The sequence below is a fragment of the Pseudomonas sp. KB_12 genome, from assembly GCF_052114545.1.
GTDB classification, from domain to species: domain Bacteria; phylum Pseudomonadota; class Gammaproteobacteria; order Pseudomonadales; family Pseudomonadaceae; genus Aquipseudomonas; species Aquipseudomonas brassicacearum.
This window is the reverse complement of the sequence record NZ_JBFREY010000004.1, coordinates 73,175-93,287: the sequence shown is the minus strand read 5'-3', so window position 1 is coordinate 93,287 and position 20,113 is coordinate 73,175. Positions and strand designations below refer to the sequence as shown.

16 protein-coding genes and 1 tRNA gene are annotated in these 20,113 nt (G+C 61.7%); 14 read left to right on the top strand and 3 right to left on the bottom strand.

What is annotated here, in order from left to right; translation table 11 throughout:
- Positions 1–85: 85 nt before the first annotated feature.
- On the bottom strand, positions 86–964 hold the full coding sequence (locus tag AB4Z20_RS03520; protein WP_003204993.1) for an MBL fold metallo-hydrolase: 879 nt from the start codon (positions 962–964) through the stop codon (positions 86–88).
- Between the two features lie 114 nt (positions 965–1,078).
- Between AB4Z20_RS03520 and AB4Z20_RS03515 the strand changes: the two genes are divergently transcribed.
- From AB4Z20_RS03515 to AB4Z20_RS03480, 8 genes are all read left to right on the top strand, one after another.
- Positions 1,079–1,984, top strand: a complete 906-nt coding sequence (locus tag AB4Z20_RS03515) for a LysR family transcriptional regulator (protein ID WP_253477544.1) — start codon at positions 1,079–1,081, stop codon at positions 1,982–1,984.
- Between the two features lie 196 nt (positions 1,985–2,180).
- Positions 2,181–3,689 carry a sigma-54-dependent transcriptional regulator gene (locus AB4Z20_RS03510; protein WP_018614208.1) on the top strand — a complete coding sequence of 503 codons (1,509 nt, stop codon included), beginning with the start codon at positions 2,181–2,183 and terminating at the stop codon, positions 3,687–3,689.
- Positions 3,690–4,119: 430 nt separating this feature from the next.
- Entirely contained in the window at positions 4,120–4,503 is a 384-nt protein-coding gene (gene gcvH, locus AB4Z20_RS03505) for a glycine cleavage system protein GcvH (protein ID WP_442089344.1), read from the top strand.
- Between the two features lie 10 nt (positions 4,504–4,513).
- Entirely contained in the window at positions 4,514–7,363 is a 2,850-nt protein-coding gene (gene gcvP / locus AB4Z20_RS03500) for an aminomethyl-transferring glycine dehydrogenase (protein ID WP_258689201.1), read from the top strand.
- Positions 7,364–7,597: 234 nt separating this feature from the next.
- The gene (locus AB4Z20_RS03495; RefSeq protein ID WP_018614215.1) at positions 7,598–8,974 is read left to right on the top strand and encodes an L-serine ammonia-lyase; all 1,377 of its coding nucleotides are present in this window, start codon (positions 7,598–7,600) and stop codon (positions 8,972–8,974) included.
- Positions 8,975–9,010: 36 nt separating this feature from the next.
- Positions 9,011–10,135 carry a glycine cleavage system aminomethyltransferase GcvT gene (gene gcvT, locus AB4Z20_RS03490; RefSeq protein WP_258689202.1) on the top strand — a complete coding sequence of 375 codons (1,125 nt, stop codon included), beginning with the start codon at positions 9,011–9,013 and terminating at the stop codon, positions 10,133–10,135.
- Positions 10,136–10,531: 396 nt separating this feature from the next.
- A complete protein-coding gene (locus AB4Z20_RS03485; protein ID WP_003175786.1) occupies positions 10,532–10,744 on the top strand; it encodes a cold-shock protein in 213 nt (70 codons plus the stop codon).
- Positions 10,745–10,838: 94 nt separating this feature from the next.
- On the top strand, positions 10,839–11,327 hold the full coding sequence (locus AB4Z20_RS03480) for an RDD family protein (protein ID WP_212799240.1): 489 nt from the start codon (positions 10,839–10,841) through the stop codon (positions 11,325–11,327).
- 159 nt (positions 11,328–11,486) lie between these two features.
- Here AB4Z20_RS03480 and nadA read toward each other — a convergent pair whose 3' ends face one another.
- Positions 11,487–12,545, bottom strand: coding sequence for a quinolinate synthase NadA (gene nadA, locus AB4Z20_RS03475; RefSeq protein ID WP_003205010.1), 1,059 nt, complete (start codon positions 12,543–12,545; stop codon positions 11,487–11,489).
- Between the two features lie 316 nt (positions 12,546–12,861).
- On the opposite strand from nadA, the gene AB4Z20_RS03470 reads away from it, so the two are divergent.
- From AB4Z20_RS03470 to AB4Z20_RS03445, 6 genes are all read left to right on the top strand, one after another.
- Entirely contained in the window at positions 12,862–14,637 is a 1,776-nt protein-coding gene (locus tag AB4Z20_RS03470; protein ID WP_442089343.1) for a copper resistance system multicopper oxidase, read from the top strand.
- Positions 14,638–14,647: 10 nt separating this feature from the next.
- The gene (locus AB4Z20_RS03465) at positions 14,648–15,547 is read left to right on the top strand and encodes a copper resistance protein B (RefSeq protein WP_442089342.1); all 900 of its coding nucleotides are present in this window, start codon (positions 14,648–14,650) and stop codon (positions 15,545–15,547) included.
- Between the two features lie 53 nt (positions 15,548–15,600).
- Positions 15,601–15,987 carry a copper homeostasis periplasmic binding protein CopC gene (copC, locus tag AB4Z20_RS03460; protein ID WP_442089341.1) on the top strand — a complete coding sequence of 129 codons (387 nt, stop codon included), beginning with the start codon at positions 15,601–15,603 and terminating at the stop codon, positions 15,985–15,987.
- A 4-nt stretch (positions 15,988–15,991) separates the two neighbouring features.
- Entirely contained in the window at positions 15,992–16,903 is a 912-nt protein-coding gene (gene copD, locus AB4Z20_RS03455) for a copper homeostasis membrane protein CopD (protein ID WP_442089340.1), read from the top strand.
- A gap of 239 nt (positions 16,904–17,142) precedes the next feature.
- Positions 17,143–18,330 (top strand): cyanate transporter, encoded by a 1,188-nt coding sequence (locus AB4Z20_RS03450; RefSeq protein WP_442089339.1) that lies wholly within the window; start codon positions 17,143–17,145, stop codon positions 18,328–18,330.
- Between the two features lie 97 nt (positions 18,331–18,427).
- A complete protein-coding gene (locus tag AB4Z20_RS03445) occupies positions 18,428–19,858 on the top strand; it encodes a hypothetical protein (RefSeq protein WP_442089338.1) in 1,431 nt (476 codons plus the stop codon).
- 149 nt (positions 19,859–20,007) lie between these two features.
- On the opposite strand, the gene AB4Z20_RS03440 is transcribed toward AB4Z20_RS03445, so the two are convergent.
- Positions 20,008–20,083: transfer RNA gene (locus tag AB4Z20_RS03440), tRNA-Lys, on the bottom strand.
- Positions 20,084–20,113: the final 30 nt, after the last annotated feature.

Below are 20,113 nucleotides of genomic sequence, written 5' to 3'. Positions count from 1 at the left end.
ACGGGCATGACAAATCTTTTCGGTATGTACACCGTTGTGGCGAGGGAGCTTGCTCCCTCGCCACAGAAGCGCAGAATCAGGGTTGTCACCACTTCATCTCGCCCTTTGCCACCTTGGCACTGAGCTCCAGGGAACTGTCTTCACCCAGGTTCGGGTAGCGTTGCTTCATGGCCGCGATCAGCGCGGCGGAATCCTTGGCCTTGGCGGTTTCTTCATCGAAGGCCTTGATGTAGCCCGCGGTGAATGTCACCGGGGCCAGGGACCGGGCGCTTTCACCCAGGTAGTGGCCCGGGATCACGGTGTTCGGTTGCAGCTTTTCAATACCGGCAAGGGTCGCCAGCCAGTCCTTGTGGGACTGCGGCGTCTGGGTGTCGGCCATCCAGACATGAATGTTCTCGGCCACCACCACACCGCCTACCACGGCCTTGATCGATGGAATCCACACGAAACTGCGGTCCGGCTGTGGGCCATCGAGGCCGACGATCTGCAAGCGCTGGCCTTCCAGGGTCAGGCTATCGCCCTTGAGCACCTGGGGCACGATGGCTTTGGCCGGGGCATCGGTCTTCAGGATCGGCCCCCAATATTTCAGCTTGCCGTCCATGGTCTGCTTGATGTGCGCGACAGTCGGCGCGGACGCCAGCACCTTGGCCTCGGGGAACGCGGCGGTGAGGGTTTCCAGACCAAAATAGTAGTCCGGATCGCCGTGGCTGATGTAGATCGTGGTCAATCGCTTGCCGCTGGCGCGAATTTTTTCCACCACCTGTGCGGCCTGGGTCTTGCCGAACTGGGCGTCCACCAGGATTGCCTCTTTTTCACCGCTGACTAAAACCGAAGTCACCGGAAAAACCGCCGCCGCGCCGGGGTTGTAGACGTCCAGCGTCAGGCCGGCGGCCCAGGTCTGGGCGGTGAAGGCCAGGGCGGCGGTTGCCAACAGCAGGCGCTTGAGTGGGATAAATCCGGTCATGGTGTGCTCCGTTGTCCAAAAACCCGTCAGGGGAATGAGACTGAGCTTAGTGACCTGACTCGTTTCAAAAAATGCGATGATCGAACATAGTTTGTTTCTGAAATCGGGCAGATCATGGATCGTCTACAAGCAATGCGGGTGTTCGTCACGGTGGTGGACCTGGGCAGCCAGTCGGCGGCGGCCGAGCATCTGGACCTGTCGCGGCCGGTGGTGTCGCGGTATCTGGCGGAGCTGGAGGACTGGGTTGGTGCCCGGCTGATGCACCGCACCACCCGCAAACTGAGCCTGACGGCCGCAGGCTCCGAGATCCTGCCGCGGTGCCGGCAGATGCTCGAGCTGTCCGGCGACATGCAAGCCGCCGTCAGCACCCCGGACGACGCGCCACGGGGCATGCTGCGCATCAGCGCCAGCACCTCGTTCGGCCAGGCCCAACTGGCGAGCGCCATGGCCGAATACGTCAAGCGCTACCCAGGGGTGAGCGTCGACCTGCAAATGCTCGACCGCACCGTGAACCTGGTGGATGAGCGCATCGACCTGGCGATCCGCATGAGCAACGACCTGGACCCGAACCTGATTGCCCGTCGCCTCACGGTCTGCCGCTCGGTGATCTGCGCCTCGCCACAGTACCTGCGCGAGCACCCGACACCGCTGCGCGTGGAAGACCTGAGCCGGCACAACTGCCTGACCCACTCCTACGTCGGCAAGAGCCTGTGGCATTTCGAGCAGGACGGCGAGCAGGTCTCGGTGCCGGTGCAAGGTAATATCAGCGCCAACGAAGCCAGCACGTTGCTTCAGGCAACGATAGCCGGTGCCGGCGTGGCCATGCTGCCCAGCTACCAGGCCGGCGCCCACATCAAGAACGGCGAACTGACCCGCCTGCTGCCCCACGCCGAACCCCGCCGGATGAACATGTACGCGGTGTACGCCTCACGCAAACACATGCCGTCGGCACTGCGCAGCCTGCTGGATTTTTTGGTGCTGAAGTTTCCCGAGATGCCGGAGTGGGATGTGGGGTTGTAGCTGCCACTTGTGAACGCCTGTGTGGGAGCGAGCTTGCTCGCGATAGCGGAGTGTCAGCCACCCATTTAATGACTGATACACCGCCATCGCGAGCAAGCTCGCTCCCACAATGGAGATCGGCGTATGACCAGGATTTCACCATTAGCCCGCCCCAAGGCATACTTGCGGCCCTCCGAGTTCCAGAACCCATCGCCCCATGCGTATCCACGTCAGTTTCATCGACCGAGTTGGCATCACCCAGGAAGTCCTGGCCTTGCTCGGTGGGCGCAATCTCAATCTGGATGCGGTGGAGATGGTGCCGCCCAACGTCTACATCGACGCCCCGACCCTCAGCCCGCAAGTACTCGACGAGTTGCGCGAGGCGCTGTTCAGCGTGCGCGGCGTGCAGGCGGTCACCGTGGTGGACATCCTGCCGGGCCAGCGTCGGCACTTGCAGCTCGACGCCTTGCTCGCGGCCATGACCGACCCGGTGCTGGCCCTGGACAGTGCCGGCAAGGTGCTGCTGGCCAACCCAGCGCTGATTGCCCTGTACGGGCGTGAACCGGCCGGGGAAAGCGTGGCCGAGCTGTTCGGTGACGAGGCCTTGCTGGACGCCTTGCTGGAGAACGGTTTTCGCTTGCCGCTGCGGGAAATCACCCTCAACGGCCAGACCTTGCTGCTGGACGCCACGCCCATCACCGATGCCGGCGCGCTGCTGACGCTGTATCAGCCGAACCGCATCGGCGAGCGCCTGTCGGCACTGCATCACGATCACGCCGAAGGTTTCGACGCGCTGCTGGGCGAATCCCCGGCGATCCGCACCCTCAAGGCCCGGGCCCAGCGGGTCGCGGCGCTGGATGCACCGCTGCTGATCCAGGGCGAAACAGGCACCGGCAAGGAACTGGTGGCCCGGGCGTGCCACGCCATCAGCGCCCGTCATGGCGCACCGTTCCTGGCCCTGAACTGCGCGGCATTGCCGGAGAACCTGGCGGAAAGCGAACTGTTCGGTTATGCCCCCGGCGCCTTCACCGGAGCGCAACGGGGTGGCAAGCCAGGGCTGATGGAGTTGGCGAACCAGGGCACGGTATTCCTCGATGAAATCGGCGAGATGTCGCCGTACCTGCAAGCCAAGCTGCTGCGCTTCCTGAACGATGGCAGCTTCCGCCGGGTGGGCGGCGACCGGGAAATCAAGGTCAACGTGCGGATCCTCAGCGCCACCCACCGCAACCTGGAGAAAATGGTCAGCGAGGGCTCGTTTCGCGAAGACCTGTTCTATCGCCTGAACGTGCTCAATGTCGAAGTCCCGCCGCTGCGGGAGCGCGGCCAGGACATCCTGCTGCTGGCGCGTTATTTCATGCAGCAGGCCTGCGCGCAGATCCAGCGCCCGGTCTGCCGCCTGGCCCCCGGCACTTACCCGGCCCTGCTGGGCAACCGCTGGCCGGGCAACGTGCGGCAATTGCAAAACGTGATCTTCCGCGCCGCGGCCATCTGCGAAAGCAGCCTGGTGGACATCGGCGACCTGGACATCGCCGGCACCTCCGTGGCGCGCCAGGGCGATGTGGAAGTCGAAAGCCTGGAACAGGCCGTGGAAAGCTTCGAGAAGCACCTGCTCGAAAGCCTCTACGTCAACTACCCCTCCACCCGCCAGCTCGCCAGCCGCCTGCAAACTTCCCACACCGCGATTGCCCATCGGTTGCGCAAGTATGGGATTTCCAACAAGCCATAAACCCGCCGCAATCCCCTTGTGGGAGCGAGCTTGCTCGCGATGACGGTAGCCCAGTCAGCCATAGGTTGGCTGACACACCGCTATCGCGAGCAAGCTCGCTCCCACAGGGGGTCTGTGTTGTGGTTGAGAATCGCGTTAAAAACGACCTCCACCTGTACTGAAAGCGCTACAGTGGAACGATATCGCTACAATCATCGCTAAGCAGCGCTGCGCAAGGCTTTGATCCCACAACGATTTTTTCCAGCCTCCCAGCTGTAGCGATTTCGCTACAGCGAAGTCGATCCAAGCTTCGGCAAAACCAGTCAAACCATTGATATGTAAGCAATTATTAACATTGGCCGCATTCTTGCTATGGGTATTAGCATTCGGCCGGGCCAAGCCCCGCGCCTTTCTTCGCGTCCACCAGACGATTCTGGCCCCAGGAGTTTCCATGAGCGAGTTGCGTTTCACTGAAGATCACGAATGGCTGCGCACCGAAGTCGACGGCAGCGTCACCGTCGGCATTACCGCTTTCGCGCAGAACGCATTGGGTGACGTGGTTTTTGTGCAACTGCCTGAATTGCAGGCCTATGACAAAGGCGCCGAAGCCTCCACCGTGGAGTCGGTCAAGGCCGCCAGCGGTGTGTACATGCCCCTGGACGGTGAAGTGCTCGAAGTGAACGACAAACTCGACGCCAGCCCGGAGCTGGTCAACGAAGATCCGATGGGCGAAGGCTGGTTCTTCCGCTTTAAACCGACCGACGTCGACGCAGTGGCTAAGCTGTTGGATCAAGACGCCTACGATCGCCTGATCAAAGCCAACGCCCAAGCCTGAGGAGCGCCATATGACCGTTAATCTCGGCACCGCCAACGAATTCATCGCCCGCCACATCGGCCCGCGTGCCAGCGACGAGCAAGCCATGCTCGAGCGCCTGGGCTACGACTCCCTGGAAGCCCTGAGCGCCAGCGTCATCCCGGAAAGCATCAAGGGCACCAGCGTGCTGGACATGGGCGACGGCCAGAGCGAAGCCGATGCACTGGCCTCGATCAAGGCCATCGCCGCCAAGAACCAACTGTTCAAGACCTACATCGGCCAGGGCTACTACAACTGCCATACGCCGTCACCGATCCTGCGCAACCTGCTGGAAAACCCGGCCTGGTACACCGCCTACACCCCGTACCAGCCAGAAATTTCCCAGGGCCGTCTCGAAGCGCTGTTGAACTTCCAGACCTTGATCAGCGACCTTACCGGCCTGCCGATCGCCAACGCGTCCTTGCTCGACGAAGCCACCGCCGCCGCCGAAGCCATGACCTTCTGCAAGCGCCTGAGCAAGAACAAGGGCAGCAACGCGTTCTTCGCCTCCGTGCACAGCCACCCGCAAACCCTCGACGTGCTGCGCACCCGTGCCGAGCCCCTGGGCATCGACGTAGTGGTCGGCGATGAGCGCGAACTGAGCGACGTCAGCGGCTTCTTCGGCGCGCTGCTGCAATACCCGGCCAGCAACGGTGACCTGTTCGACTACCGCGAACTGACCGAACGCTTCCACACGGCCAACGCCCTGGTGGCCGTGGCTGCGGATCTGCTGGCCCTGACCCTGTTGACCCCGCCAGGTGAGTTTGGCGCCGACGTGGCCATCGGCAGCGCCCAGCGCTTCGGTGTGCCGCTGGGCTTCGGTGGCCCGCATGCGGCGTATTTCTCCACCAAGGACGCCTTCAAGCGCGACATGCCGGGCCGTCTGGTCGGCGTTTCCGTGGACCGTTTCGGCAAGCCGGCCCTGCGCCTGGCGATGCAGACCCGCGAGCAACACATCCGCCGCGAGAAAGCCACGAGCAACATCTGCACCGCCCAGGTGCTGCTGGCCAACATCGCCAGCATGTACGCCGTGTACCACGGTCCCAAGGGCCTGGTGCAAATTGCCAATCGCATCCATCACCTGACCGCGATCCTCGCCAAGGGCCTGGGCGCGCTAGGGCTCAGCGTCGAGCAAGAGAGCTTCTTCGACACCCTGACCCTGCGCACCGGCGCGCAAACCGCTGCCCTGCACGACAAGGCCCGCGCACAGCGCATCAACCTGCGTGTGGTGGACGCGCAACGCCTGGGCCTGTCCCTGGACGAGACCACCAGCCAGGCTGACGTCGAAGCCCTGTGGAAGCTGTTGGCCGACGGCAAGGCGCTGCCGGACTTCGCGGTACTGGCCGCCAGCGTGCAAAGCCGCATTCCGGCCGAGCTGGTGCGCCAATCGGCGATCCTCAGCCACCCAGTGTTCAACCGCTACCACTCCGAAACCGAGCTGATGCGCTACCTGCGCAAGCTCGCCGACAAGGACCTGGCCCTGGATCGCACCATGATCCCGCTGGGTTCCTGCACCATGAAACTCAACGCCGCCAGCGAAATGATCCCGGTGACCTGGGCCGAGTTCGGCGCCCTGCACCCGTTCGCCCCGGCCGAGCAGAGCGCTGGCTACCAGCAACTGACCGACGAGCTGGAGGCCATGCTCTGCGCCGCCACCGGCTATGACGCGGTGTCGCTGCAACCCAACGCCGGTTCCCAGGGCGAATACGCCGGCCTGCTGGCGATCCGTGCCTATCACCAGAGCCGTGGCGAAGACCGTCGCGACATCTGCCTGATCCCGTCCTCGGCCCACGGCACCAACCCGGCCACCGCCCACATGGCCGGCATGCGCGTGGTCGTGACCGCCTGCGATGCCCGCGGCAACGTCGACATCGAAGACCTGCGGGCCAAGGCCATCGAGCACCGCGAACACCTCGCCGCGCTGATGATCACCTACCCGTCCACCCACGGTGTGTTCGAAGAAGGCATCCGCGAAATCTGCGGCATCATTCATGACAACGGCGGCCAGGTGTACATCGACGGCGCCAACATGAACGCCATGGTCGGCCTCTGCGCCCCAGGCAAGTTCGGCGGCGACGTGTCGCACCTGAACCTGCACAAGACCTTCTGCATTCCCCACGGCGGTGGCGGCCCGGGCGTCGGCCCGATTGGCGTCAAGTCCCACCTGGCACCGTTCCTGCCGGGCCACGCCAACATGGAACGCAAGGAAGGCGCGGTGTGCGCGGCGCCGTTCGGCAGCGCGAGCATCCTGCCGATCACCTGGATGTACATCCGCATGATGGGTGGCGCCGGCCTCAAGCGCGCTTCGCAACTGGCGATCCTCAACGCCAACTACATCGCCCGCCGCCTGGAAGAGCACTACCCGGTGCTCTACTCCGGCAGCAACGGCCTGGTGGCCCACGAATGCATCCTGGACCTGCGTCCACTCAAGGACAGCAGCGGCATCAGCGTCGATGACGTGGCCAAGCGCCTGATCGATTTCGGTTTCCACGCGCCGACCATGTCGTTCCCAGTGGCCGGCACGTTGATGATCGAGCCGACCGAAAGCGAATCCAAGGAAGAGCTGGACCGTTTCTGCGACGCCATGATCTGCATCCGCGAAGAAATTCGCGCGGTGGAAAACGGCAGCCTGGACAAAGACGACAACCCACTGAAGAACGCCCCGCACACTGCGGCGGAAATCGTCGGTGAATGGACCCACCCTTACAGCCGCGAACAGGCGGTGTACCCGGTGGCGTCGTTGATCGAAGGCAAGTACTGGCCGCCCGTGGGCCGGGTCGACAACGTGTTCGGCGACCGCAACCTGGTCTGCGCCTGCCCGTCGATCGAAAGCTACGCTTGACCTGTGAGGGGGCGGGTTTGCTCGCCCCCACCAGACACGCCGCATCCCTTGTGAAAACACTTTCCCAGGGGAAACCACAGCCCCTGTGGGAGCGAGCTTGCTCGCGATAGCGGTGTGACAGCTGACAGAGATGTTGACTGACACTCCGCTATCGCGAGCAAGCTCGCTCCCACAAGGAACCTGTACCCGACTTCATAATCGTCGATCCTCATAAAAAGAAACCGGAGAAACACCATGTCGTTAAGCGTGTTCGACCTGTTCAAGATCGGTATCGGCCCTTCCAGCTCCCATACCGTCGGCCCGATGCGTGCCGCTGCCCGTTTCGCCGAGGGGCTGCGTCGCGATGACTTGCTCAATTGCACCACCAGCGTCAAGGTCGAGCTCTACGGCTCGCTCGGCGCCACCGGCAAGGGCCACGGCAGCGACAAGGCCGTGCTGCTGGGCCTGGAAGGCGAGCATCCCGACACCGTGGACACCGAAACCGTCGACGCCCGCCTCCAAGCGATCCGCAGCAGCGGTCGCCTGAACCTGCTCGGCGAACACTCCATCGAATTCAATGAAAAGCTGCACTTGGCGATGATCCGCAAGCCGTTGGCCTTTCACCCCAACGGCATGATCTTCCGCGCCTTCGATGCCGCAGGGCTGCAAGTGCGCAGCCGCGAGTACTATTCGGTCGGTGGCGGCTTTGTCGTCGATGAAGACGCGGCTGGCGCCGACCGCATCGTCGAAGATGCCACGCCCCTGACCTTCCCGTTCAAGAGTGCCAAGGACCTGCTGGGCCATTGCAGCACCTATGGCCTGTCCATCAGCCAGGTGATGCTGACCAACGAAAGCGCCTGGCGCCCCGAAGCCGAGACCCGTGCCGGCCTGCTGAAGATCTGGCAGGTGATGCAGGATTGCGTGGCGGCCGGCTGTCGCAACGAAGGGATTCTGCCAGGCGGGCTGAAGGTCAAGCGCCGCGCCGCGGCGTTGCACCGCCAGCTGTGCAAGAACCCCGAAGCCGCACTGCGTGATCCACTGTCAGTGCTGGACTGGGTCAACCTGTACGCCTTGGCGGTCAACGAAGAAAACGCCTATGGCGGCCGCGTCGTCACCGCGCCTACCAACGGGGCGGCGGGTATCGTCCCGGCCGTGCTGCATTACTACATGCGCTTTATCCCCGGGGCCAGCGAGGATGGCGTGGTGCGGTTCCTGCTGACCGCCGCCGCCATCGGCATCCTGTACAAGGAAAACGCCTCCATCTCCGGCGCCGAAGTCGGTTGCCAGGGGGAAGTGGGCGTGGCCTGTTCCATGGCCGCCGGCGCCCTCTGCGAAGTGCTCGGTGGTAGCGTGCAGCAAGTGGAAAACGCCGCCGAGATCGGCATGGAACACAACCTCGGCCTGACCTGCGACCCGATTGGCGGCCTGGTGCAGGTGCCATGCATCGAACGCAACGCCATGGGTTCGGTGAAGGCCATCAACGCGGTACGCATGGCCATGCGCGGCGACGGGCATCATTTCGTCTCCCTCGACAAAGTCATCCGCACCATGCGCCAGACCGGCGCCGACATGAAAAGCAAATACAAGGAGACCGCCCGCGGCGGTCTGGCGGTCAACATCATCGAATGCTGATGCGGCCTCACTTCCACATTTTTTCCAGGAGCTGATATGTCCACCGAACAACTGCTGAAGACCCCGCTGCACGCGCTGCACCTCGAACTCGGCGCCCGCATGGTGCCGTTCGCCGGCTACGACATGCCGGTGCAGTACCCACTGGGGGTGATGAAAGAACACCAGCACACCCGTGATCAGGCCGGGCTGTTCGACGTGTCCCATATGGGCCAGATCCGCCTGACCGGCGCAGGCGCCGCCAAGGCCCTGGAAACCCTGGTGCCGGTGGACATCATCGACCTGCCGGTGGGCATGCAGCGCTACGCCATGTTCACCAACGAGAACGGCGGCATCCTCGACGACCTGATGGTCGCCAACCTGGGCAATGACGAACTCTTCCTGGTGGTCAACGCGGCCTGCAAGGACCAGGACCTGGCCCACCTGCGGGCCCACATTGGCGCGCAGTGCAGCATCGAGCCACTGTTCGAAGCCCGCGCCCTGCTCGCCCTGCAAGGCCCGGCCGCCGTCGCCGTGCTCGCACGCCTGGCGCCGGACGTGGCGAAGATGACCTTCATGCAGTTCCAGCGCGTCACGCTGTTGGGCATGGACTGCTTTGTCAGCCGTTCGGGCTACACCGGTGAAGACGGTTTCGAAATCTCGGTACCCGCCGCCGATGCGGAAAAACTGGCCCGCGCCCTGCTGGCCGAGCCGGAAGTCGCGGCCATCGGCCTCGGCGCCCGTGACTCCCTGCGCCTGGAAGCCGGCCTGTGCCTCTACGGCCACGACATGAACACCGAGACCACGCCGATCGAAGCCAGCCTGTTGTGGGCGATTTCCAAAGTACGTCGTGCCGACGGCGCCCGCGCTGGCGGTTTCCCCGGCGCTGAAACCGTATTCGCCCAACAACAGGGCGGCGTGAAGCGCAAACGCGTCGGCCTGCTGCCCCAGGAACGCACACCAGTGCGCGAAGGCGCAGAGATCGTCAACGAAGCGGGCGAGATTATCGGTGCGGTGTGCAGCGGCGGTTTCGGCCCGACCCTGGGCGGTCCGTTGGCGATGGGTTACCTGGACAGCGCCTATGTCGCACTGGATACGCCAGTCTGGGCCATCGTGCGTGGGAAAAAGGTGCCTTTACTTGTAAGCAAAATGCCATTCGTCCCACAACGCTACTACCGCGGCTGATTGACTGTTTCTATAAGTAACGCGATTGCGTTATACGTGCACTAATGTGTAACGCAACCGCCATAAAAAGGTGCATATCTTTAGACATTGAACAACGCTTATAACGGTCGCAAACAATTGAACTAGCCTATCGAATAAGCTCCGCCCGGTGGTGTATGTAAATGCTTGCAAGCTGAGCAAATACGGGGCTTCCCCGGGGGGTTGTTTTTTCATTCGTAGTTGGCGTAGAGTTTGGTCACTGTGTTTGCATGGGTCGCTTGGAATCGTGACCTGGGCAGTAGCTTATGAAGTTCGCTACATCCCGTTCGACGTCTCTTACTTTCCTGCAACCCAGCCCCAGTACTCTTTCATGCGAAAGAGGCTGTCATCAATTTTAGCGTCAAAGGAAATAAGAAAATGTCTCAACGTCAGAGCGGTACCGTCAAGTGGTTCAACGACGAGAAGGGTTTTGGTTTTATCACGCCTGAAAGCGGTCCGGACCTGTTCGTGCATTTCCGCGCCATCCAGGGCAACGGCTTCAAGAGCCTGAAAGAAGGCCAGAAAGTCACTTTCGTTGCTGTGCAAGGCCAGAAAGGCATGCAGGCTGACGAGGTTCAAGCAGAAGCCTGAGGCTTTCGCACACTAAAAAGCCCCTGATTGATATCAGGGGCTTTTTTATGGGCGTAAATCCGTAAAATGGCTTCTTTTTTCGTCCGAGGCCGTCATGCCGAAACACCTGCTCACCCCCCAGGGCGACTTTCCTCCCGCCGGCCTGGGTCGTCGCCTGGCCGCGATGTTTTATGATTTCTTGCTGTGCACCGCGCTGCTGATCGTCACCAGCGGCGCCTACAAGATGATCCAGATGGCGATCATCGGCGAAGAAAAAATGCGTGCCCTGACCGAAGCCGGCGCACTGGACGGTGACCCGCTGCTGTCCACCGTGCTGCTGTTCGTGCTGTTCGGCTTCTTCGCCAAGTTCTGGACCCACAACGGCCAAACCCTGGGCATGCAGGTGTGGTGCATCCGCGTACAGAATGCCGATGGCACGGCCATCAGCCTATGGCAGGCGCTGTTGCGGTTCGTGGTATCGATTGCGTCATTGCTGCTGGTGGGGCTGGGCTTCATCTGGGTGCTGTTCGACAAGCGCAAGCGCAGCTGGCATGACATCTACTCGGATACGCAGTTGGTGCGGATTCCCAAGAAGACCAAGTAAGAACACCACGTCAGTGGGTTTGATCGTTCCCACGCTCTGCGTGGGAATGTAGCCCGGGACGCTCTGCGTCCCAAAAAGCCGAACGCGGAGCGTCCGCGGAGGCGTTCCCACGCAGAGCGTGGGAACGATCAACGTCTTGAAGCCTCAGCCTTCCAACAGTCAGGCATTGCCCGCCAGCTTCATCCGCGCCGCCTGGGTGAAGTCCAGCATGCGCTTGAGCGGGCGAATCGCCTGGGGGATCAGCGCCGGGTCGACGAAGATCTCGTTGGCGCCCTCCTGCAAGCTCTTGAGCGTGCGCTCCAGGGTATTCATCGCCATCCATGGGCAGTGTGCGCAACTGCGGCACGCCGCGCCGTTACCAGCGGTAGGGGCTTCGATGAAGACCTTGTCCGGGCACAGCTGCTGCATCTTGTAGAAAATGCCCCGGTCGGTGGCGACGATCAGCGTCTTGTTCGGCAGCGTCTGGGCCGCGGCGATCAATTGGCTGGTGGAGCCCACGGCATCCGCCAGTTCGATCACCGACGTCGGCGACTCCGGATGCACCAGGATCGCGGCGTCCGGGTACAGCGCCTTCATGTCCTCCAACTGTTTGGACTTGAACTCTTCGTGGACGATACAGGCACCGTCCCAGAGCAGCATGTCGGCGCCGGTCTTGCGCTGGATGTAAGTGCCAAGGTGCTTGTCCGGGCCCCAGATGATCGTCTCGCCGTTGTCCATCAGGCTCTCGACGATTTCCAGCGCGCAACTGGACGTCACCACCCAGTCGGCCCGGGCCTTCACTGCCGCCGAGGTGTTGGCATACACCACCACGGTGCGCTCCGGATGCTGGTCGCAGAACGCCGAGAACTCGTCCACCGGGCAGCCCAGGTCCAGGGAGCAGGTGGCTTCCAGGGTGGGCATCAGCACACGCTTTTCGGGGTTGAGGATCTTGGCGGTCTCGCCCATGAACTTGACCCCCGCCACCACCACGGTCTTGGCCGGGTGGGCATTGCCGAAGCGGGCCATTTCCAGGGAGTCGGACACGCAACCACCGGTCTCTTCGGCCAGGGCCTGGATGATCGGGTCGCAGTAGAAGTGCGCGACCAGCACCGCGTCCTGAGCCTTGAGCTCGGCGGCGATGGCGGCGCGGTACCAGGCCTCTTGCTCGGCGGTCAGCGGCTTGGGCTGCTTGGCGTCGAGGTGGGCCTGGACCAGAAGGCGTTCGGAAATTTGCGTCATGTTCGCAAGACCTGCAAGCGCGTTTAGCGCGAAAGTCGAGTATACACCCGGCTCCGGACCACTCGGGTACCGCCGGGAAAGTGGGTATCAATCAGGCACGGGACAGCGTGAAGCCGGCAAGGCTACAGAATATCCCGTCGATGCAAAAGATCATTCTGACCTGTACCCGACCCTGGAACCGGACGCGCGCCCCAGCAAGGGCAAGCTGACCGAAATGTAATCACCTGCCCGGCCGGCTTATGTCATCTTCTTTTCAAAGCGACACAGGGGGATTGCCCCCGTGTTCGCTGCGAATCGACTGACGGACTTCCATCGTATGCAAACAAAAACTTCCCGGCGAACCTTCGTAAAGGGCCTGACTGCCGGCGGCATCCTTGGCGGCCTGGGCTTGTGGCGCGCGCCTGTCTGGGCGGTCACCGGGCCGGGCCAGCCCAACGTCCTGAGCGGCACCGAGTTCGATCTGTTCATCGGCGAAAGCCCGGTCAACTTCACCGGCCACCCACGTACCGCCCAAACCATCAACGGCGGCATTCCCGGCCCGCTGCTGCGCTGGCGTGAAGGCGACACCGTGACCCTGCGGGTGCGCAATCGCTTGAAGGATACAACCTCCATCCACTGGCACGGCATCCTGCTGCCAGCCAACATGGACGGCGTTCCGGGGTTGAGTTTCAAGGGCATCGAACCCGACGGCATGTACGTGTATCAGTTCAAGGTCCGGCAAAACGGCACCTACTGGTACCACAGCCATTCCGGCTTCCAGGAACAATCCGGGGTCTACGGCCCGCTGGTGATCGACGCCAGAGAACCGGAGCCCTTCCAGTACGAACGGGACTACGTGGTGATGCTCACCGACTGGACCGATGAAGACCCCGGCAACATCCTTCGCAAGCTCAAGAAACAGTCGGACTACTACAACTACAACAAACGCACCGTTGGCGACTTCATTGACGATGTGGGCAAGAACGGCTGGGCCAGCACCGTGGCCGATCGCAAGATGTGGGCCGAGATGAAGATGAATCCCACTGACCTGGCCGATGTCAGTGGCGCCACCTACACCTACCTCATGAACGGCCAGGCGCCGGACATGAACTGGACCGGCCTGTTCAGGCCTGGCGAACGTCTTCGCCTGCGCTTTATCAACGGCTCGGCCATGAGCTATTTCGACGTGCGCATTCCCGGCTTGAAGATGACGGTGGTGGCGTCCGACGGCCAATACGTCAAACCGGTGAGTGTCGATGAGTTTCGGATCGCCGTGGCCGAAACCTATGACGTCATCGTCGAACCGACCGAGGAGGCCTACACCCTGTTCGCCCAGTCCATGGACCGCACCGGCTATGCCCGCGGCACTCTCGCGGCCAGGGCCGGGTTGTCGGCACCGGTACCGCCCCTGGACCCGCGGCCATTGGTGACCATGGACGACATGGGCATGGGTGGCATGGACCATGGCTCGATGCAGGGCATGGCGGGAATGGACGACAGCTCGATGCAAGGTATGGATCACAGCCAGATGCAGGGCATGGGCGACATGGCCGGTATGGATCACGGTGCCATGCAAGGCATGGACGGCATGCAGTCGCATCCCGACACCGAGAACGACAACCCCCTGGTGGACATGCAGGCCATGAGCGTCAAGCCCAGGCTCGACGACCCGGGCATGGGGCTGCGCGACAACGGCCGCAAAGTGCTGACCTACTCAGACCTGCGCAGCACCTTCCCCGACCCCGACGGCCGCGAGCCGGGCCGTACGATCGAGCTGCACCTGACCGGGCACATGGAGAAATTCGCCTGGTCGTTCAACGGCGTGAAATTTTCCGACGCCGCGCCGCTGCTGCTCAAGTACGGCGAGCGACTGCGCATCGTGCTGATCAACGACACCATGATGACCCACCCCATCCACCTGCACGGCATGTGGAGCGACCTGGAGGACGAGAACGGCCAGTTCATGGTGCGCAAGCACACCATCGACGTGCCACCGGGCGCCAAGCGTAGCTACCGCGTCACCGCCGATGCCCTCGGGCGCTGGGCGTACCACTGTCATCTGCTGTTTCACATGGAGATGGGGATGTTCCGTGAAGTTCGGGTGCAGGAATGAGGAGCCGACCATGACCAGTGTTTTTCAATACCCCATGGCACTCATTGCCAGCCTGACCCTCGGCGCCACCTCGGCCTGGGCGGCGGGCAACGACATGCAAGGCATGGATCACAGCCAGATGCCCGGAATGGACCATAGCCAGATGCAAGGCATGGACTCGATGCAGGGCATGGAACCCATGCAATCAGCGCCGACCAGCAGCCGCACGCCGATCCCGGAACTGACCGCCGCCGACCGCGCCGCCGTCTACGAGGATCATGGCGGACACGCGATGCACGACAGCGCTATCAATTCGTTTTTCCTCATCGACCAACTGGAGTGGCAAGACGCCGATGACGGCAGCGCCCTGAGCTGGGATGCCTCCGGCTGGATCGGTGGCGACATTGATCGTTTGTGGCTGCGCTCCGAAGGTGAACGCCTCAACGGCAAGACCGAAGAGGCGGAACTTCAGGCCCTGTGGGGCCACGCCATCAGTCCTTGGTGGGACGTGGTGGCCGGCGTACGCCAGGACTTCAAGCCGGGCGATGCGCAAACCTGGGCCGCCTTCGGCGTGCAAGGCATGGCGCTGTACAACTTCGAAGCCGAAGCCACCGCGTTCATCGGCGAAGGTGGCCAGAGCGCGGCGCGGCTGGAAGGCGACTACGACATCTTGCTGACCAATCGGTTGATCCTGCAGCCCACCGCCGAGGTCAACTTCTATGGCAAGAACGACCCCGCACGCGGCGTCGGCTCAGGGCTGTCGGACACCGAACTCGGCGTGCGGCTGCGTTATGAAATACGCCGCGAATTCGCCCCCTACATTGGCGTCACCTGGAATCGGGTCTACGGCAACACCGCCGACTACGCCCGTGAAGAAGGCGAAGACCGCAGCGAAGCCCGCCTGGTGTTGGGCGTGCGCATGTGGTTCTGAACCACTGACCTGTTTCACTCAAAACTAAAAAACCAAGCTGTAGGAGTCCTTGCATGTCATTCATCAAAACCGCTGTTGTTGCTGTCGCCTTGTCCACCGGCCTGCTGGTCAGTGGCCTGGCCCAGGCCCACCCGAAACTGCTGTCCTCTACCCCTGCCGAAGGTGCAGACGGAGCGGCACCGGCAAAAATCGAGCTGCATTTTTCCGAAAACCTGATGACCAAGTTTTCCGGCGCCAAGCTGATGATGACCGAGATGCCCGGCATGGCGGCGCATTCGCCCATGCCTATGCCAGCCAAGGTCTCCGGCAGCGATGACCCGAAAACCATGGTCATTGTCCCGAATGGTCCCCTCACCGCCGGCACCTATCAGGTCCAGTGGCGCGCGGTGTCGTCCGACACTCACCCGATTACCGGTAACGTCACGTTCAAGGTGAAGTGAGTTGATGAGCGACTCGATCAACATTGCCCTGCGTTTTGCCCTGTATTTGGATCTGATGTTGCTGTTCGGCCTGGCCGCGTTCGGGCTCTATAGCCTGCGAGGCCAGGAGCGGGTGTCAGATGCGCAGTTGCCTTTCACACCGCTGCTGCTGATCTCGGCGGTGCTGGGCGGGTTGCTCTCCTTCGCCGCCATGGCGTGCATGGCCTGGGCCATGAGCGGTGTTTCAGACTGGGCCGAACTGTGGCCGCACATTGAAATGATGGTGTTGGAGACCGACGTCGGTTCGAGTTGGACACTGCGGATAGCGGCGCTGCTGCTGGCCGGTGTCGCCGTGACGCTCAATAAACGTTGGCCGACCGCCAGCCTGGGCCTGGTCATGCTCGGCGGAGCCGTGGCCTTGGCGACGCTGGCCTGGGCAGGCCACGGCGCCATGGACGAAGGCACACGCCGCAACTGGCACTTCATCACCGACTTCCTGCACCTGTGGGCGGCGGGTGGCTGGGTCGGGGCCTTGGCCGCGTTTGCCCTGCTGCTTCGCCAGGCCGAACCGCAGTTGGCGGTACTGGCCCGGACATTGACCGGGTTTGAAACCGCCGGGGCGGTGATCGTGGTGGTCATCAGCGTGACGGGAGTGGTGAATTATCTGTTCATCGCCGGCCCAAGCGTTGAAGGGTTGCTGGACAGCACCTACGGTCAGTTGCTGGCGCTCAAGCTCATCTTGTTCGCCGCCATGCTGGTGTTCGCCGCGTTGAACCGCTTTCACCTGAGCCCACTGCTGGAGCAGGCTCGACAGACCGGCCAGCACAGGGTCGCGGTGAATGCCCTGCGGCGCAGCATGGTCCTGGAGTTCGCTGTGGCGGTGACCATCCTTGGGTTGGTGGCGTGGCTGGGGACGCTGAGCCCGACACCGGATTAAACCTTCCCCTCTGTGGGAGCGAGCTTGCTCGCGATGGCGGCAATACATCCACATCAATGTAAGCTGACCCACCGCTATCGCGAGCAAGCTCGCACCCCCAGGGATGGGCATCGAACATTTAATTCTCGGACAAGCGCCTGTAGCGCTATCGAATTTTTAAATACCTCTTTCCGATTTTCAATTTGCCCACAACGACGGCAGCCAGCCTAAATGGGGCTTTATCCAGCCAAGGCCCTGTTATGGAAAACATTCGAACCTCAACCACCCACGCCATCTGGCTGATGGTCAGCATCGTCTTGGTGGCGCTGAACCTGCGGCCCTCGATGGCGGCGGTCGGGCCGTTGTTGTCGGCCATTCGCGGCGAGGTGCCCTTGAGTTTCAGTACCGCCTCGCTGCTGACCATGTTGCCCGTCATGGCGATGGGCCTGGCGATGTTCCTGGGCATGCGCATCGCCCTGCGCATCGGTGAACACCGCACCATCGTGCTGTCGCTGTTGATCATTGGCATCGCCACGGCCTCGCGCTTGTACCTGGACAGCGCCGCCGGGTTGATCGCCAGTGCGATCGTGGCCGGGCTCGGGATCGCCTTGATCCAGGCTGTGATGCCGGCACTGATCAAGTCGCGCTTCGCCGACAACGTCTCGCTGTTCATGGGTTTGTACGTCACCTCCATCATGGGCGGGGCGGCGATTGCCGCATCGTTTTCACCCTTTGTCCTGACGCAGACCGGCAGTTGGCGCGTCGGCCTGGCGATCTGGGCATTGTTGGCGCTGGTCGCCCTGGGCTGCTGGTACGCCCAGCGCTCGAACATCACGCCCTTGCCCGAAACAGCGTCCCGGCATCACGAAGCGTTTTCCAGCAACGCCCGGGCCTGGCTCCTGGCGATTTTCTTTGGCCTGGGCACCGCCTCCTACACCTGCGTGCTGGCCTGGCTGGCGCCGTACTACGTGGAAAAGGGCTGGAGCGAACAGCACGCTGGCCTGCTGCTGGGGTTCCTCACGGCAATGGAAGTGTTATCCGGCCTGGTCACTCCGGCGATTGCCAACCGCAGCCGGGATAAACGCCTGGTCCTGACCGTCCTGCTGGCCCTGATCATCGGCGGCTTCTGCGGCCTGATCCTCAGTCCGGAACGCTTCAGCCTGCTCTGGGCCTGCCTGCTGGGGCTGGGTATCGGCGGCCTGTTCCCCATGAGCCTGATCGTATCCCTCGACCACCTGGACAACCCACGCCGGGCCGGTGGCCTTACCGCGTTCGTGCAGGGTGTCGGCTATCTCATCGCCGGCCTCTCGCCATTGATTGCCGGGATAATCCGCGACCAATTGGGGAGTTTTGAGTGGGCCTGGTGGTCGCTCACGGCGGTCATGGCGTTGATGATGGTGATGGTATTGCGCCTGGACCCGAAACATTACGGACAGCACATCCGCTGAATTGCCAGTAGGAGGACTTGATAGGTTGAAGATTTAGCGGGTGCGACTTGGCGTTACTATACCTGCCAGGATTTTTACCTCGTAAGGGAGCTACGCCTTGTCCGTCATTCCTGACAGAACCTTCGCTGAAGTGCTAAAGCGAACCGTCAAACGCATTCTTTCCTATTGGACCCAAATCACCGTCACGTTAGGCCTGCTCGCGACAGGGCTTGGGTTCATCACGCTGTATCTCTATACCCGCACGATTGGACGAATCGATCTGTTCATGCCGTCGATCGATGTGAAGTCTGCGCTGTTGGTCTGGGTCGTGCTGGTCCTGCTGCTGATGCTTTCGTATTTGTTCATCCTGGGTGCAACAACGTGGATGTTCGGCTGCTCGGTTTCGCTTTTTTCAAACATGAAGGACCACCAACCGAAGATTGTTTTCTATCTGGTGTTCCCCACGGTTGTGGGATTTAGCGCGTTCATCTGGGCCACCTTCTTCTTGCCCACTTTATTGAACCACTGGGCGACAATGGCGGCGTTACTCCTGATCGTCTTCGTTGCGTGCTTTCTCATGTACGCATTCACGCCGTTCAAAAGAATCATCAGGAAAAGCACACTTGTCCAAGCCAGGCTGGAGCGAGCCCGCTTGAAGCGCCTGGCAGCCCATCAACAAATAAAGCGGAAAAAATTGCAGCACAAGGCAGCCCCCGCCCAGAAGACCTGGTCGCAAGAATGGCTCACCTATTGGCAGGCACTCAAGAACAAGACGACGCCAGCGTGGCTCTGGCTAAAAGAAAAATGGCAGCGGCTACAGTCGTGGGTATGGGCTCGCAAAGAGTTCTGGCTCGTCACCCTGCTCTCGATCTCCATATTCGTCACCGTGATCTTCGCCGCCTTTCCAATCCTGCTGACGATACGTTCATATATGGAGAGGGAAACGCCTGACACCGTCCCCTACGTGGCGGGCCTGTCCTGGCTGACACTCATCTTCACCCTGCTACCGGTCGTCATATTTTATTGTTTCAAGGGGGACATCTACAGGCGGACCTTCAATGGCCTGGTCGCAATGATCCTGGCCTTCTGCGCCTTCACATTGCTCTCGCCGGGCAGTTTGAGCCAGATCACCTACATCGCAGCAGGCGGCTTATCGGTTCGCCAACAAACGGCGGAGCGATACACCTTGCCAGAGGATATAAAGCTGCAGGACCTGAGCGCCACCCTGTGGAAAACACGTCAGGTTGCCGCGCAAAAAATAGAAGTCGAGGCGTTCCAGTTGTATTCCTTTGGGGACGTACTGTTACTGTGCCCAAAAGACATGCTGTCACTTGAACTCAAAGAACTGAAAAACTACTCGAAGTTCTGTGTGAGCACGCTCAATAGCAAGGTTGTGCGCAAACCTCGGCTACCGGTATTCGCCAGGAAACCACAGAACGAATGGTCCTGTCGGGTGCCCTCATGGCAGATCCAGGCAGGACGTTGGCTCGCGTGGGAAGCGCTGGTTCCTGGCGTTCATCGCTCCGTGTCGGGCGAGAAAAAGGGCTGAAGGCCCTGGCAGTCGTGAGCATGGCGACTGCTCCACGACAGCACTACTGACTCCCTGCCCTTGGGCGGGGGGACACTTAATTCCAGGCAAAAAAAAATCCGGAAATCCTCACTTTCGTGGGCCTTCCAGACTTTTAAAACTGCAAAAAATGGTGGGTCGTGTGGGATTCGAACCTACGACCAATTGGTTAAAAGCCAACTGCTCTACCAACTGAGCTAACGACCCGCTGTGTGGTGGCGCGTATAATACTGATTT